Source organism: Nocardia citri (genome assembly GCF_054065835.1).
This window is the reverse complement of the sequence record NZ_JBSUQM010000002.1, coordinates 102,848-116,304: the sequence shown is the minus strand read 5'-3', so window position 1 is coordinate 116,304 and position 13,457 is coordinate 102,848. Positions and strand designations below refer to the sequence as shown.

At 63.9% G+C, this 13,457-nt stretch carries 13 protein-coding genes and 1 pseudogene; 4 read left to right on the top strand and 10 right to left on the bottom strand.

The features are described from left to right. Positions 1-13 precede the first annotated feature (13 nt). The gene (locus tag ACW2Q0_RS04225; RefSeq protein ID WP_457186326.1) at positions 14-550 is read left to right on the top strand and encodes a MarR family winged helix-turn-helix transcriptional regulator; all 537 of its coding nucleotides are present in this window, start codon (positions 14-16) and stop codon (positions 548-550) included. A gap of 449 nt (positions 551-999) precedes the next feature. Here ACW2Q0_RS04225 and ACW2Q0_RS04220 read toward each other — a convergent pair whose 3' ends face one another. Together ACW2Q0_RS04220 and ACW2Q0_RS04215 are read right to left on the bottom strand one after the other, a co-directional pair. Continuing rightward, positions 1,000-1,632 carry an MBL fold metallo-hydrolase gene (locus tag ACW2Q0_RS04220; protein ID WP_457186324.1) on the bottom strand — a complete coding sequence of 211 codons (633 nt, stop codon included), beginning with the start codon at positions 1,630-1,632 and terminating at the stop codon, positions 1,000-1,002. Continuing rightward, on the bottom strand, positions 1,629-2,714 hold the full coding sequence (locus ACW2Q0_RS04215; RefSeq protein ID WP_457186322.1) for an S-(hydroxymethyl)mycothiol dehydrogenase: 1,086 nt from the start codon (positions 2,712-2,714) through the stop codon (positions 1,629-1,631). Before ACW2Q0_RS04215 ends, ACW2Q0_RS04220 begins: the two co-directional genes overlap by 4 nt. A gap of 208 nt (positions 2,715-2,922) precedes the next feature. Here ACW2Q0_RS04215 and ACW2Q0_RS04210 point away from each other — a divergent pair, with 208 nt between their 5' ends. After that, positions 2,923-4,185: a response regulator transcription factor gene (locus ACW2Q0_RS04210; protein ID WP_457186320.1), complete on the top strand. Its 1,263-nt coding sequence runs from the start codon at positions 2,923-2,925 to the stop codon at positions 4,183-4,185. 104 nt (positions 4,186-4,289) lie between these two features. Here ACW2Q0_RS04210 and frdD read toward each other — a convergent pair whose 3' ends face one another. From frdD to frdA, 4 genes are read right to left on the bottom strand one after another with little or no spacing between them, the layout of a single operon-like run. Continuing rightward, positions 4,290-4,646, bottom strand: coding sequence for a fumarate reductase subunit FrdD (gene frdD, locus ACW2Q0_RS04205; RefSeq protein ID WP_457186318.1), 357 nt, complete (start codon positions 4,644-4,646; stop codon positions 4,290-4,292). Continuing rightward, complete coding sequence (locus ACW2Q0_RS04200) at positions 4,646-5,035, bottom strand: fumarate reductase subunit C (RefSeq protein ID WP_457186316.1); 390 nt, start codon at positions 5,033-5,035, stop codon at positions 4,646-4,648. Before ACW2Q0_RS04200 ends, frdD begins: the two co-directional genes overlap by 1 nt. Beyond that, the gene (locus ACW2Q0_RS04195) at positions 5,032-5,775 is read right to left on the bottom strand and encodes a succinate dehydrogenase/fumarate reductase iron-sulfur subunit (RefSeq protein ID WP_457186314.1); all 744 of its coding nucleotides are present in this window, start codon (positions 5,773-5,775) and stop codon (positions 5,032-5,034) included. The genes ACW2Q0_RS04200 and ACW2Q0_RS04195 overlap by 4 nt, the downstream gene beginning before the upstream one ends. A 6-nt stretch (positions 5,776-5,781) precedes the next feature. Next, entirely contained in the window at positions 5,782-7,524 is a 1,743-nt protein-coding gene (gene frdA, locus ACW2Q0_RS04190) for a fumarate reductase (quinol) flavoprotein subunit (protein ID WP_457186312.1), read from the bottom strand. Positions 7,525-7,838: 314 nt separating this feature from the next. Between frdA and ACW2Q0_RS04185 the strand changes: the two are divergent. Together ACW2Q0_RS04185 and ACW2Q0_RS04180 are read left to right on the top strand one after the other, a co-directional pair. Beyond that, a pseudogene (locus ACW2Q0_RS04185) lies at positions 7,839-8,027 on the top strand (carbohydrate ABC transporter permease); the annotation flags it as partial. A gap of 541 nt (positions 8,028-8,568) precedes the next feature. Beyond that, positions 8,569-9,069, top strand: coding sequence for a hypothetical protein (locus ACW2Q0_RS04180; RefSeq protein WP_457186310.1), 501 nt, complete (start codon positions 8,569-8,571; stop codon positions 9,067-9,069). A gap of 17 nt (positions 9,070-9,086) precedes the next feature. Here the strand turns inward: ACW2Q0_RS04180 and ACW2Q0_RS04175 are convergent, their stop codons facing one another. The 4 genes from ACW2Q0_RS04175 to ACW2Q0_RS04160 form a co-directional block, all read right to left on the bottom strand. Next, a complete protein-coding gene (locus ACW2Q0_RS04175) occupies positions 9,087-9,701 on the bottom strand; it encodes a cutinase family protein (RefSeq protein WP_457186308.1) in 615 nt (204 codons plus the stop codon). Between the two features lie 323 nt (positions 9,702-10,024). Beyond that, positions 10,025-10,954, bottom strand: coding sequence for an alpha/beta hydrolase family esterase (locus ACW2Q0_RS04170; RefSeq protein ID WP_457186306.1), 930 nt, complete (start codon positions 10,952-10,954; stop codon positions 10,025-10,027). Between the two features lie 223 nt (positions 10,955-11,177). Then, the gene (locus ACW2Q0_RS04165) at positions 11,178-11,792 is read right to left on the bottom strand and encodes a class F sortase (protein ID WP_457186305.1); all 615 of its coding nucleotides are present in this window, start codon (positions 11,790-11,792) and stop codon (positions 11,178-11,180) included. Between the two features lie 26 nt (positions 11,793-11,818). Further along, the gene (locus ACW2Q0_RS04160; protein WP_457186303.1) at positions 11,819-12,877 is read right to left on the bottom strand and encodes a hypothetical protein; all 1,059 of its coding nucleotides are present in this window, start codon (positions 12,875-12,877) and stop codon (positions 11,819-11,821) included. Between the last annotated feature and the right edge of the window lie 580 nt (positions 12,878-13,457).

The following is a 13,457-nucleotide window of genomic DNA, read 5'->3' as shown; positions in this document are numbered from 1 at the left end:
CTAGCCTGGGCTTATGACCCCACCGCCGAAAACCACTGGTGAGCTCGACTACCTGTCCTTCGTCGACTACGCCATCGACAAGGCGTATCGCGAACTGCCCCAAGTGGATCCGACGGCCATGCGATTAGTGCTGACACTGCACCGCGTGACAAGCGCGCTCGTCTACGACCTCGAGTCCACCGTGCACCGGCCGAACGGTTGGAGTTGGCCGGGCTTCCGCATCCTATTTGTCCTATGGCTAGCCGGACCGATGGAGGCAAAGCGCATCGCCGAGCTGTCGGGAAATAGCCGCGCTGCGGTATCAGCGCTGGTCAACACCCTAGAGCGCGACGGCCTCGTCACTCGGGAACGCGCAGCGCACGACGGGCGCGCCGTTCAGATCGCGCTCACCGGCGAAGGACACGAAGCGATAACCGGCGCCTTCGGGCAGCACAACAAACGAGAGCAAGTGTGGGCGAACACCCTTTCGAAGCCTGAACAGCAAGTGCTGACAGGTCTGCTGGAGAAGCTCATGCACGGCATGGAGGACATCGCAGAAAAGCGGCATTGATAGTAAAATCAGTAAAAGTCTTTACAATTTTCCGCGAGATTGAACCATCGCAGTGGACATCGAGCACTGACCCGCCAACCCGTCTGGCCTACCATCGACCCGGACCGGCGCGCCTATACCGCGTTCAACACCATCGGCGTACTGGTTGGGGACGCTTACTCTCGTCCGGGGCTCATATGCCCGGCATTCGCCCGCCTGGCAGCGGATCCTTTGAGCGACGGGGCTCCGCAGACGGATCGGACCCGAACCTCGTGCGGCGAAATCGAGCTGACCACCGCCGCCGAACCGCGACTCGACCGAAGCCGTGGCAGCAGAGCATTACTTCGAGTATGTCACTGCCATCCGAGCACCAGAATGCTCTACACCCCCACAGCGATTCGAGCCCGGAAACGTGCGACGCCCGCACCCCGTCGATCCGGAGGCGCGGGCGTCACGGGCCGCAGCGATCGTCAGTTTCCGCGGGCGATCCATTCGGCCAGATGCGGGGCTTCGGTACCGATTGTGGTGCCGTCGCCGTGCCCGGTGTAGACCCGAGTGTCCTCCGGGAGCGCGAAAAGCCGGTCCCGGATCGAACCGATAATCGTCGGAAAATCCGAATAGGAGCGGCCTGTCGCGCCCGGCCCACCAGAAAAAAGAGTGTCGCCGGAGAACAGCGCACGTGCTTCGGGCAGGTGCAGGCAGATCGAGCCGGGCGAATGACCGGGCGTATGGATGATCTCGAGCTCGGTTCCAGCGATAGCGATACGCTGTTTGTCGGTGGCGGACCAGAACGACTGCCCGGCATGGGTCATATCCCAGAGCATCTTGTCACCGGGGTGCAGAAGAACTGGGGCGTAGAGCTTTTCGCCGATGTGGGGTGCGACGGTGATGTGGTCGTTGTGCCCATGTGTACACACCACCGCGACCACCTTGCGGCCGTCGACGGCGTCGATGATCGGGCCGGCCTCGTGGGCGGCGTCCACGACGACGACCTCGGCGTCATCTCCGATCACCCAGACGTTGTTGTCCACCTCCCACGTACCGCCATCAAGTTCGAAAGATCCTGCGGTGACGACCCGATCGATGCGCAGGGCCCCACTCACAACACCACCACCGAGCGCAAAACATTGCCGGAATGCATAGTGTGGAAAGCCTTTTCGACATCGTCCAGGGCAATACGCTCGGTGACGAACTTGTCCAGCGGCAGTCGGCCCTGCACGTGCAAGTCGACAAGCGTGGGGAAGTCGCGCGAAGGCAGACAGTCGCCGTACCACGACGACTTGAGGGCACCACCGCGGGAGAAGAAGTCGATCAAGGGCATCTCCAGCACCATATCGGGGGTCGGCACGCCGACCAGAACCACGGTGCCGGCCAGATCGCGGGCGTAGAACGCCTGCTTCCATGTCTCGGGCCGCCCGACGGCATCGATGACGACGTCGGCACCGAAACCTCCGGTTATTTCCTGCACGGCCGCAACGGGGTCGGCGTCGGTCGCATTGACGGTGTGCGTCGCGCCGAGGTCGCGCGCCCACTGCAGCTTCCGTTCGTCGCGGTCGATGCCGATGATCGTGCGGGCGCCGGCCAGCCGCGCACCGACGATCGCGGCATCTCCGACACCACCGCAGCCGATGACCGCGACGGTATCGTCACGGCCGACGTTGCCGGTGTTCACCGCCGCACCCAGGCCCGCCATAACGCCGCAACCGAGCAGGCCGGCCACCGCCGGATCTACCGAAGGATCAACGAGTGTGCACTGACCTTCGTGCACCAGCGTCTTGTCGGCGAAGGCACCGATTCCCAGTGCGGGGGTCAGCTCGGTGCCATCCTCGAGCGTCATCCGCTGGGAGGCATTGTAAGTATCGAAGCAGTACTGTGGTCGTCCCCTGCGGCAGGCTCGGCAGCTACCGCATACCGCCCGCCAATTGAGCACGACAAAATCACCGACCGCGACAGAGTCGACACCCGGGCCGACACTCTCGACGATCCCAGCGGCCTCATGTCCGAGCAGGAACGGGAACTCGTCGTTGATCCCGCCCTCGCGATAGGTGAGGTCGGTATGGCACACCCCGCACGCCGCCACATCGACCACTACCTCACCGGGCCCGGGATCAGGAATCACGATCGTTGTGACCTCGACTGGCGCGTGCTGTGCCCGTGCGACAACACCCCGTACCTTCTGTGGCATACCCACACTTCCTTTGTGAACCGATCGCGATAGCGCAGGCCAAATGCCTGCACCGTGCGACGGTACTGACCGCCACCCCAGGACGGGATCTATCCTTTGGAACAGAGCTACCTACCCGAACGGGTAGGTAGCAGGGTGAGCGTGCCACTGATCCTCGATCAACTGACATGCACGCCACCTACGGCGGAACGAGGTATGGAGTGTAGCTATGGCAGATACCAGCATTCAGACACTCGAGGCCGCTCGCGCGGTAATGACCGGACCACTGCCGGACATCGCGCGGCGACTCTCCCGCACCGTTATCGACTGGTGTCCGCACATCGCGTTGATCATCTACACCCGGGAATGCACCGGCCGCCCTCGGAAAGTGGCGGGCCGTGCGGAAATCATCGAACGCGCCACCCTGAACGAGCTGGACGAGATCAAGAACGCAGTCGAGCTCGGAGATCGTTTCACTGGCACCGTCACCCTTGCTGGCACCGAGCGCCGAGTGTGGGCAGTTCGCGACACCAGCGACACCCTCCTGCTCCTCGTCATGGGCGACGGAATGATCGACGGCGAACGAGCCGATCGCCTGTCCGCACTCTTCGGGATTGTCGCGACGTCGATACGGCAGCAAGTAGCCCAAGCCAGCCCCGACTACCTGGCCGAATCCCGTGCGGCATCGATGGAACGAGCCCGTACGCTGGCCGAATTGACCGCGACCCACGAAGCTACATTGCACGCCATCCTCGGTGCGCTGCGCTCCAAACACCTCGACGATGCCCGCGCGCGCGCCACCGCAGCCGAAACGGCCTCTTCGGCGCTCGTCGGTCTGCGTGCGGTCGGCGAGAGCTATCGTGCACTGGCCGAGGAGGATATGTCGGCAGCATTCACCAGGCTGCGCGAGGAGATCGGACCGATGCTGCGCGATCGGGATGTCGAGCTGCTATATGTCGGGCCGCTAACGAACAGATCACCATTACCAGGTGAGATCGCCCACGCGGCCCGCGCGATTGTGCGGACCATCGTGCTCGCGTTCGCTGCCCAACCGGCGCTGAAACGTCTACGGGTCGCCTGGAATCGCGACCCGAGCGGTCTGTTGATAGATGTGCGTGATCAGGAATCGGCGCCATTGGACCGCGATGCCCTCTCCCGCCGACTCGCCGGCCGAATCGGCGCCCTGCACGGCTCTTTGCTTATCGAAGGGCTGTCCGGCTGGGGCAACCGTGTCGCGGTGACCCTTCCGCTCGATCCGCCGGCGGCACGCCCCACCGAGAATCCCGTGGCTCGATTGAACCGACGAGAACTCGAAGTGCTGCAACATCTGTCGGCCGGCAAACGGAACAAGACCATCGCCGACGAACTAGGAGTTACCGAGAACACAGTGAAATTCCATGTGACCAAGGTGCTCAAGAAACTCGACGCCGCAACCCGAGGCGAGGCAGCCGCGATCGGTCGCCGCGCCGGAATCGGCGCCGGCACTCAATAGCCTCTGGCACAACGGAACTCGGCAGCCAGTGCATCTCGCTTCTCATGCGCCGAGAAGCCGGCGTCGGGCCACGAACCCCCGCCGATAACGGCGCCGTTCGCGTCCTAGACGCGCAGCAGGATGTACGCTGCGGCTCCCGAGCCGATGACGGCGCCGCCGTAGCAGGCCAGGATGATCAACGCACTGAACTGCTGGAGCCGCAAGCCATGCTGCAGTGTGTACCGGAAGCGGTGTGCCCAATGGAACAGCGCCACCACACAGAGTCCGAAAAGGACCAGCCGGGTGACAGGATGACGCAATACCGAGACCAGGTATGCGTAGTCCGGCGCGGGAATCCAGTCCAACGGGAAGGCCAGGCCGAACAGGAACAGCAGCACCGGTATCAGCAGCGCAGCGGCCATCCCGCCGATGCCGAACAGCAACCACGCGAACGGTTCCAGGGACCTCTTGTTCGTCGTCATCACAGCACCACCAACAACACGATCGCCGTCAGCAGACCCCACAGCAGGTAGTGCAGCCCGACGATCACGACCGGTGCGACGCGCCGGTTCCGTACCCGCACCACCATCGCCTTGGGCGCGAGGCTGAACCAGGTGACCGTGTGCAGCAGCACGAACAGCAGGGCGATCGTGTTCAGAGCGACCACCCATCCACTTGCACTCCAGCTCAGAAACCGCTGGTACTCCTCGTTCCCGGAACTGACCGCATGGACCAGAAGCAGAAGAAATACCACGAACCAGGCGACGAACACGCTGCTGAGTTCGCGCAGGACGAAGAGCAGGTACGAGCGACGTCGCGCCCACCAGAACGTGGAGACCGGCCTGCGGTACAACCGGGGTGTCGTGGTCATCGTGCCCGCCAAGGCATGAGGAACTCGCGCAGCGATCGCGTGGCTGCGGTCAACTTGTAGCGTTGGATCGCGCCCGCCGGGTCGACCCCCTTGGGGCAGGCGGTGGTGCACTCGCCGACGAAGGTACAGGACCAAACGCCCTCGGCGGAGGCAAGAACGTCACGCCGGTCGGCAGCTCCCTGATCGCGCGAGTCGAGGTTGTAGCGTTGGGCCAGCGCGATCGCCGCCGGACCGATGAACTCGGGCTCGAGCGCGAAGACGGGACAGGCCGAGTAGCAGAGCATGCAGTTTATACACATGCTGTATTTCTTGTACTCGTCCATTTCGGACGTCGTTTGCAGGTACTCGCCGTCATCGAGCGGCCGCTGTTCCGCCCTGATCAGCCATGGCTTGACCGCGGTCAGCTTGTCCATGAAGTCGCTGATCTCTACGACGAGATCCCGGACTACCGGGAAGTTGCGCAATGGCTCGACCCGTACCGGCCCCGGCGCGTAGTCGGTCAGGAATGTGGCGCAGCTCAATTGTGGCTCGCCGTTGACGGTCATGCCACAGCTACCGCAGATGCCCATCCGGCATGACCAGCGGTACGAAACGGTTCCATCGAGGTAGTCCTTGATGTAATTGAGGCCGTCGAGCACCGTCCATTCCTTGTGCAGCGGAACCTCGTACAACTGCAGCACCGGTTCGTCGTGTAGATCCGGTCGGTAGCGCGCGACCTGCAGGGCTATCCGATCCACCATTCGCCATCACCTCCCGTATACGCGTTCGCCCGGAGGCCAGCGAGTAATCGTCACCGGGAGGTACGAGACGCGGCCCGAACCGTCCGGCTGTCGATGGACCACCGAGTGGGCCAGGAATCGCTGGTCGTTCCTGGCAGGGAAATCGGTCCGTTGGTGTGCACCCCGGGACTCCTCCCGTGCCAGCGCACAGGCGACGACGCATTCGGCCACATCGAGCATGCAGGACAGTTCCAGCATCGCCACCAGTTCGGTATTGAATGCCCGGCTGCGGTCATCGAGGCGAGCGCGGCCGAACCGATCGCGAAGCTCGCGCACCTTGTCGGCCCCCTCGGCAAGGGATCCGCCGTCCCGGTAGATCCCGGCACTGGTCTCCAGCGTCTCTTGCATCTCGGTACGGATGTGGGCGATGCGCTCGGATCCCTCGGCATGTCGGGTGAGGCCTCGTTCCAGCCGGTCCTGTTCGGCGCGGCCGCGTGCCAGGGCCGCCGATGTCGGGCGGGACGTGGTCGAACTCGCGTACTCGGCGGCCGCACGACCGGCTCGCGCACCGAAGACCAGCAGCTCGGGCAGGGAGTTCGAACCGAGCCGGTTGGCTCCGTTGATACTGACGCAGGCGACCTCTCCGACGGCGTACAGGCCTTCCAACGGGGTCGCGCCGTGGACGTCGGTATGGATGCCGCCCATCATGTAGTGGACGACGGGGCGTACCGGGATCAGTTCCCGGACCGGGTCGATGTTCTGGTACTTCGAGCACAGCTCGCGCACGAACGGCAGTTTCGTGTCGATGAGATTCGCACCGAGGTGGCGTAGGTCGAGGTGGACGACATGTCCGTACGGTGTACCGACGGTCCGGCCTCTACGGAGTTCGTGCACGAAGGCCTGCGACAGCCGGTCGCGTGGCCCGAGTTCCATGCTCCGCATCACCGGCACCGGTGACGGCGTGCCGAGATCGTAATCCTGCAGGTAGCGGTAACCGTCCTTGTTGAGCAGCCAGCCGCCCTCCGCGCGCGCTGCCTCGGTGATCAAGATGCCCGTGAACGGAAGGCCGGTCGGGTGGTATTGGACGAACTCCATATCTTTCAGCGGCGCGCCTGCCCGGTAGGCCAAGGCCATGCCGTCACCGGTGTTGATATTGGCGTTGGTGGTGAACGGATACACCCGGCCGCAGCCACCGGTGCACACGATGACAGCGCTGGCGAGAATGGTTTCGACGCGTCCGGTGGCCAGTTCGATGGCTACGATGCCGCACACCTTGCCGTCCTCGACGAGCAATGTGGTGGCGAACCACTCGTCGTATCTGACGATGTCGCGATACGACAGTGCGGTCTGGAACAGTGTGTGCAGCATATGGAAACCGGTCTTGTCGGCTGCGAACCAGGTGCGGTTGTTCGTCATGCCGCCGAATGCCCGTACCGCGATGTGCCCGTCCGATCGGCGGCTCCATGGACAGCCCCAATGTTCCAGCTGGAGCAGCTCCCGCGGCGCTTCCTCGACGAAGGCCTCGACGGCATCTTGGTCGCAGAGCCAATCGCTGCCGGAGACAGTGTCGTATGCGTGCTCGTCGAGACTGTCGCCGGAACCGGCGACAGCGGCGGCGCCACCCTCGGCGGAGACGGTGTGGCTGCGCATCGGATAGACCTTGGAAACGATCGCGATACTCAACCGCGGGTTGTGTTCGGCTATGGCGATGCCCGCACGCAGACCTGCGCCGCCCCCGCCGACGATCACGACATCGTGAGATGCGGTCATGATGGCACCACCGTTGTGCGTCAGGCCTCGAAGTCGGCGCTGTGCTCGTTCATCAGGACCTTGCCGTTGTGGCGAACCGTTTCGATTCGAACACTGCCATCGTGATATTCGTGCCGAATCTTGCGGCAGCCACAGTCATAACGCAGATCATCGATAACCAGGCCCGCTTCGTCGTCTTCGCGATGACGGGCCCCGCCCCTCAGTTTCCCGCATGGGGCGCGTTCTATGCTGAACTGCTCAGTGATGCTGAGCATGTCCACCTCCCGGCGAACCGGTGGCACACCTTACTTATCGGTGTAAAAACACAAGCATACATCCTCTACACCCCGATGAATCTGCCGATCGCGGTGTCGAGGATGCGCTCGTTTTTCCACGATGTGCCCGGAGAAATTCTCGAGGCCGGGAGCCTCGACGGGGCCGGCCTGCGGCAGCGGGGTCCATTGCGAGGAGGTTCTGCCGCTGATCTTCCCGGAATCGTCGCGACGACGCTGATCTGTCTGATCTGACTCTGTTCGCCAGATCCGGGACATCGAGCGACCGGATGGGCGTGCTCATAGGTGGCTCTTATTATCGTGAGTGGGGATTGGGCGTGAGATTGCCAGGGCCCGAATAACTTTCGGTCGGAGCTTGCGCCTGCCGCATCGCCTGGCCGATGCGACCACACCCCGGGCGGGCAGGACGACGTCGCCGATGACCGGGTTCGTGTCCAGGCTACGCGGTTCAGCACCGCACGTGATCGCCACACTCGCCGCCTGCCGACCGGGATCGCGCTGGCCACCGCCACAGCCAGCGGACGGCTGACCCCGCTGGGTGTTCTCGATGCCGACCCGATGCTGGGCGCGCGGTCGGCTAGCTGCTTCTGATCGCTTGTCCGAAAAGGGCATCCGGCTGGACCGCAAAGCCCCACCTGCCGATGAGCGTGATCGGCGCGGCGATTACCGCGGAATCCCTCTTGACAGGTCCTCTTGCCATTCCACTGTTTGGTGATAGTTTTTCTGCATGGTCGGCTAGATTTAATACTCCCTGTCGTATCGAGGAGATATCGTGTCAAGGGCCGGAAATGTCACCGCCGCAAGGGTTTGCGGGGGAATTCTTGGTACTCTCGCGTGTCTGGTCGGGGTGAGCACCGCGTACGCCGATGATGGATCCGGCCCACTGCTGGTCGGCGATACCGCGTATTTCGCTATGGGCAGTTGGAACTGCTCGATCGGTCCGGACGGCACAGTGGGCTGCGACCTCGCAGTCCCGGCTCCGGCCATGAATGTGCTGTATGCCGGAATGCAGGTGTCGGTGCCGAATGTGCCGGCCATCATCATCGACTCGACCATGTGGCCGGCACATCCTCAATGGAACTCCAACAGCAGTCACACTGTGCCAGGCGGAAATCCGCCGCTGCCTCGCATCGCACCCGCGAGTTACCGCGACCCACAGTATTCGATCACATATGCCGGAACGAATTGCCAAATCACCTATCGAGGTGCGGCAGTGTGCACATCGATGGGGCACGGGTTCAGCCAATGGGGACCGGTGCCGCAAGGCTACTGATCCCCACGAATCACTGGCTACCGATACCAGATACCGGAATCCCAATCACCGTAGTCCCACACGTTGAAATCGTAGCGACCATGCGCACCCCCGAACAGATAACCCCACCATCCGGCCGAGGTGTCGCAGATCTGGTCGTCGTGGTTGCACACCGTCAGCACCGGGAAGTCGCCGAACCAGTCGTCGACACCGGCCAGTGGATAACCGACGATCCCACTCCCGGGAGATGATGACAGGCCACCCCAACCAGGCCCGGGGGCTCGCTTGGGATCCGACAGGAGAATAGCGTTGGCATTTCCGACATCCTGGTGGGCGGTGACCCAAGCATGGACGATGCCCGCGCCCTCGCTGTGCCCGATCAATCTGATGTGGTCGTCCGGACATTCGCTGCGATGCAGCCAGAACAAGCGGTCGAGTTCGTTCAGTCCCGACATCGGGTCGAGCGAATTATAGCCGACAGGTTGATCCACATAGGGGATGAACGCCGACGAGGTGTTATCGCCGAGACCGCCCATACCGATGGCCCAGTCGCCAATGCAGTTGTCGGCGTGAGCCTTCGGCCCCATCTGGCTTGCGGAGGAAAGGAGGATGGCCAACAGTAATGCGGCGAAGAGCGCCGTTGCTCTACGCATGGTCGTACTTCTTCATTTATTGTGCCTCCGGGTCCAGCCCGGCTTGTGTCGGGAGTACCCAGAAGTTGCTCGCGTTCTTGCTTTCTGGCGAAATAGTTACACAGGCCATCGATATTTTGGCCGTAACGCAATGTCGGAGGCCATAATACGCAAGAGGATCGGCCTGCCCGACCAATACACTTCCCGTTACCCGAGCTTCCGTGGTCGAACGTTGCGGAGCATGGCTGCGGGGAATGGTTGTCGCGGTGGAGTTTTGGGACGATGTATAGGCCAGGCGACCGACCGCCCGACGGTTGCCCTACTCTTCCCGGTGCCTCGGCTGCCTAGGGCAGGGTCGCGGCGGTCATAAAGCCCCACAGGCGATCCCGCAGGTCCTGCCCGATGGCTCCGGTCGGCCACACATGGGTTTGGCCGTTCTCGATCCGATTCTGCACGACTGTGCCGTTGCGGCAGGGCCGGAAGTCGTTGGAGGTGCCGTAGGAATCGCTCGAAACAGCCGGGGCGGCGGGGCAGCCGTCGCGGTACACCCAGGCGGCCGAGTTCGCCTGATCGACTACCGGATCGGAGATCGGATCGATCTGGCCTCCGAAGATGCCGACCGAGATCGGCCGAGCCGGATTGCAGGGCGACCCGGTGCTCGGATATCGCAGGGTGGGGTTGGGGAGGGTGGGATCGGCGCCTTCCCAGGAGGTGACGTCGGCGAAGACATCCGAGGCATCACATGCCAGCCGCTGCGACATGAGGCCGCCATCGGACCAGCCACTGCTGTATACGCGAGTGGTGTCGATGCACCAGGTCGCTTCGATGTCGGCGACGACCTGGCGCAGGAACGTGACGTCGATCGAATCCTGCTGGAACTCCCAATCGTTGCCGACCAGACCGTTACCGGGGTTCAGCACCTGGTTGTTGGCGTTCCCCTGCGGGTAGGCGACGATGAACCCGTGCGTGGCCGCGTACGGAGTCCATCCGGATACCTGCTCGAAATCCTTTGCGTTGCTGGCATTTCCATGCTCGGCGACCAAGAGCGGCACCGAGGTTCCGGTCAATCCGACAGGAACGTTGAGCCGATAGATCCTGGTGCCGATGGCGCGGACGATGGTGCCGTTGGTCGGTGACAACGTGCACTGCGCGGAGACCGGCCGCACGGCCATCCGACCGTGGTGTCCACCAACCGAATCCCTGATCGAATCGGCTGCGGTGAGGACGGCGATCGCGGCGATGGCCGCGACGAGACAAATTGTCAAAGCACGCATAGCTTTTTCCGACAACAGAGGAAACAGCAGGTCACCGTGACGTATTGCGTCCTGTGCCGATATCGGCGAACGCTTATCGCGGGGTTCACTGGTGGCCTTGCGGAATCGACTGTCGGTGTTTTCCTTGTCTGTGATGTGCGGTTTCGCCGGCCGTGGAGGCTCCACGCGGTGACGGGTTCAGGGTGGTGCGCCACGGCCGCGGCGCCGTTCGGGATCAGGGCGTCTAGGTGACCGAGTCGAGCGAGGAGAACACGACCACATTGGATAGGTAACTCCTGGCGGTCTGGTCGAACTCGCCGCCGCAAGTGACGACCTGCAAGGTCGCTCCGCCGCGGGCACCGAATACGGTCTGATCGGGGAACTGGGTTTTCAGGTACATCCGTACGTCGGTGACCTTGAAATGCGCGGTCTTCCCGTCGGCGCGGGTCACGTCGATCATGTCGCCCGGCTTGACTTTCTTCAGATCGAAGAACACCCCGGCACCCTTGTAGGAGTCGACGTGGCCGAGGATGACCGCCGAGCCCTGCTCACCCGGCGCAGGCCCCTGCTGATACCAGCCGGCCTGCTGGAAATCCGCCGGCACCTGCACCGAGCCGTCGGAATTGAGGCCCACCGCGATCAGCGACCCCGAGGCGTTGATCGAAGCGATCTTGAACGACACCGGAGTCGACCGGCCCATCGGCGCCGCGGTCTTCACACCCGTGGTCGGCGCGGCCGCAACGCTCGCACTCACGGTCGAGCGGGTGCCAGCAGACGATCCGCAGCCCGCGACCAGCGCCGCGGTGACCGCCACTACGGCGACGAAAACGCCGAGCATCCTCCGGCGGGAGGTCAGCATGGGCACAGCCTGTATGCCTGAGGTGGTCACTGCCTGCTCACTCCGGCCATGCCACCGGCACCGGTTTCGGGCGCGCCTTTGGGAATCACGTATCCGCCGGGCGGGACCAGGTCGGTGACTGCCGGGCCACCTGGGATTCCAGTGGTCGCGCCCACGGGAATGGCCATGCCGTACACCGTGTCCGGGCCGGCCGCACCCGCTCCAGCAGAGGCCAAGTCGACACCACCCAGCCCGCCAGCTTGTACACCGGCACCGGTGTTCCCGTTGCCACCGGCTTGCCCGCCCGCGCCGAGATTACCGTTCCCGCCGGCCTGCACACCGCCTCCGGCGTTCGCACCGACCTGTACCCCGCTATCGAGGTTTCCATTGCCGCCGACCTGGGCATCGCCACCGGCGTTCGTGCCAGCCTGCACACCGCCTCCGGCGTTGCCGTTCCCCCCCGCTTGCCCGCCCGCGCCGAGGTTCCCCGTGCCGCCGGTTTGTACGTCACCGCCGCTGGTGCCGCCGACCTGGACGCCGCCACCGGAATTCCCGCTGCCACCGGCCTGTGCGTCACCACCAACGTTCCCACCGACTTGCGCGCCGCCTCCGGCGTTGCCGGTGCCACCGGCTTGCACACCGCCACCGAGGTTCCCGTTGCCCCCGGCCTGTGCGTCACCGCCGCCGTTGCCGCCGACCTGCACGCCGCCACCGGAGTTCCCGCTGCCACCGACCTGCAGGCCACCTCCGGCATTGCCTCCCGGTGTTGTGCTGGCGCTCGGCGCAACAGATCCACCGACGTTGCCGCCGAGCCCGCCCCCGCCCTGCACATCGGCACCCGTCCCGGCACCCCCACCAACACCGACTCCCCCACCGACACCGACTCCCCCACCCACACCGAGATTTCCGGTGCCCCCGCCCCCGCCGCCCGCGCCGACGGTCGCCGAGGCGCCACCCCCGCCGCCGATCTGTCCGCCGGCGTCGGCTCCGAGATCGATGCCCGGGGCGGGAGTCGTTGTCGTCGTGGGGTCCGCAGCGGCCGACGATGCGCACACAGCGACCGCGGCTGCGACGACCACCGCGACCGAGAAAGTCCTTGCCGACATTGTTCAGTTCTCTTCCAGCAGTTGTTATTCGACAACCAATGCGTCGGATGTATCGAGCCTTGTGTTACGGAAAATTACCCAAAGACCTAGAAGCGGTCGCCAATTCTGTCACAACCTGCGCTCAAGCCACATGCCGAGCCGCCAACTGAATCGTAACCAGGAGTGTTTGAGACCGAACGTTTGAACAAGACCCTAAACCGATTAGGGGCTTTCGCGAAATCCACCAGCTCCGCTGATAGCGGAAAATCGGCGGTAAGGACGTCAGTGAAATTGCTCACGCCTTCAACGGATTTCGAAGCACGCCACATGTCCGCTTTGTACTGACCGGACTCTCGGGACCCTGACGGTGCGCGACATCGATCGCCTCCCGATAAGCGTCGATCTCGTCCCGGGGCCCAGGATCGCCGCCGCCTGATACTGCGTGGTGGCACGGGCCCCCCTTCCGCGAATGCACCATGAGCGCGCCGGATTCGACTCAGCTCTGCGAAAGGCCGTAGCCGACACGGGGTCATCACCGCATCGGCCACGGCACCTGCGGAATTCCGGCGGTATCTGTGCGCGCAGAAATGCGCGGGCACAC

What these genes read in the sequence shown, in the direction of transcription:
- ACW2Q0_RS04225 (WP_457186326.1), top strand. Translation starts at nt 14, where the DNA reads ATGACCCCACCGCCGAAAACCACTGGTGAGCTCGACTACCTGTCCTTC.
- ACW2Q0_RS04215 (WP_457186322.1), bottom strand. Translation starts at nt 2,714, where the DNA reads ATGCCACAGAAGGTACGGGGTGTTGTCGCACGGGCACAGCACGCGCCA.
- ACW2Q0_RS04210 (WP_457186320.1), top strand. Translation starts at nt 2,923, where the DNA reads ATGGCAGATACCAGCATTCAGACACTCGAGGCCGCTCGCGCGGTAATG.
- frdD (WP_457186318.1), bottom strand. Translation starts at nt 4,646, where the DNA reads ATGACGACGAACAAGAGGTCCCTGGAACCGTTCGCGTGGTTGCTGTTC.
- ACW2Q0_RS04200 (WP_457186316.1), bottom strand. Translation starts at nt 5,035, where the DNA reads ATGACCACGACACCCCGGTTGTACCGCAGGCCGGTCTCCACGTTCTGG.
- ACW2Q0_RS04195 (WP_457186314.1), bottom strand. Translation starts at nt 5,775, where the DNA reads ATGGTGGATCGGATAGCCCTGCAGGTCGCGCGCTACCGACCGGATCTA.
- frdA (WP_457186312.1), bottom strand. Translation starts at nt 7,524, where the DNA reads ATGACCGCATCTCACGATGTCGTGATCGTCGGCGGGGGCGGCGCAGGT.
- ACW2Q0_RS04175 (WP_457186308.1), bottom strand. Translation starts at nt 9,701, where the DNA reads ATGCGTAGAGCAACGGCGCTCTTCGCCGCATTACTGTTGGCCATCCTC.
- ACW2Q0_RS04170 (WP_457186306.1), bottom strand. Translation starts at nt 10,954, where the DNA reads ATGCGTGCTTTGACAATTTGTCTCGTCGCGGCCATCGCCGCGATCGCC.
- ACW2Q0_RS04165 (WP_457186305.1), bottom strand. Translation starts at nt 11,792, where the DNA reads ATGCTGACCTCCCGCCGGAGGATGCTCGGCGTTTTCGTCGCCGTAGTG.
- ACW2Q0_RS04160 (WP_457186303.1), bottom strand. Translation starts at nt 12,877, where the DNA reads ATGTCGGCAAGGACTTTCTCGGTCGCGGTGGTCGTCGCAGCCGCGGTC.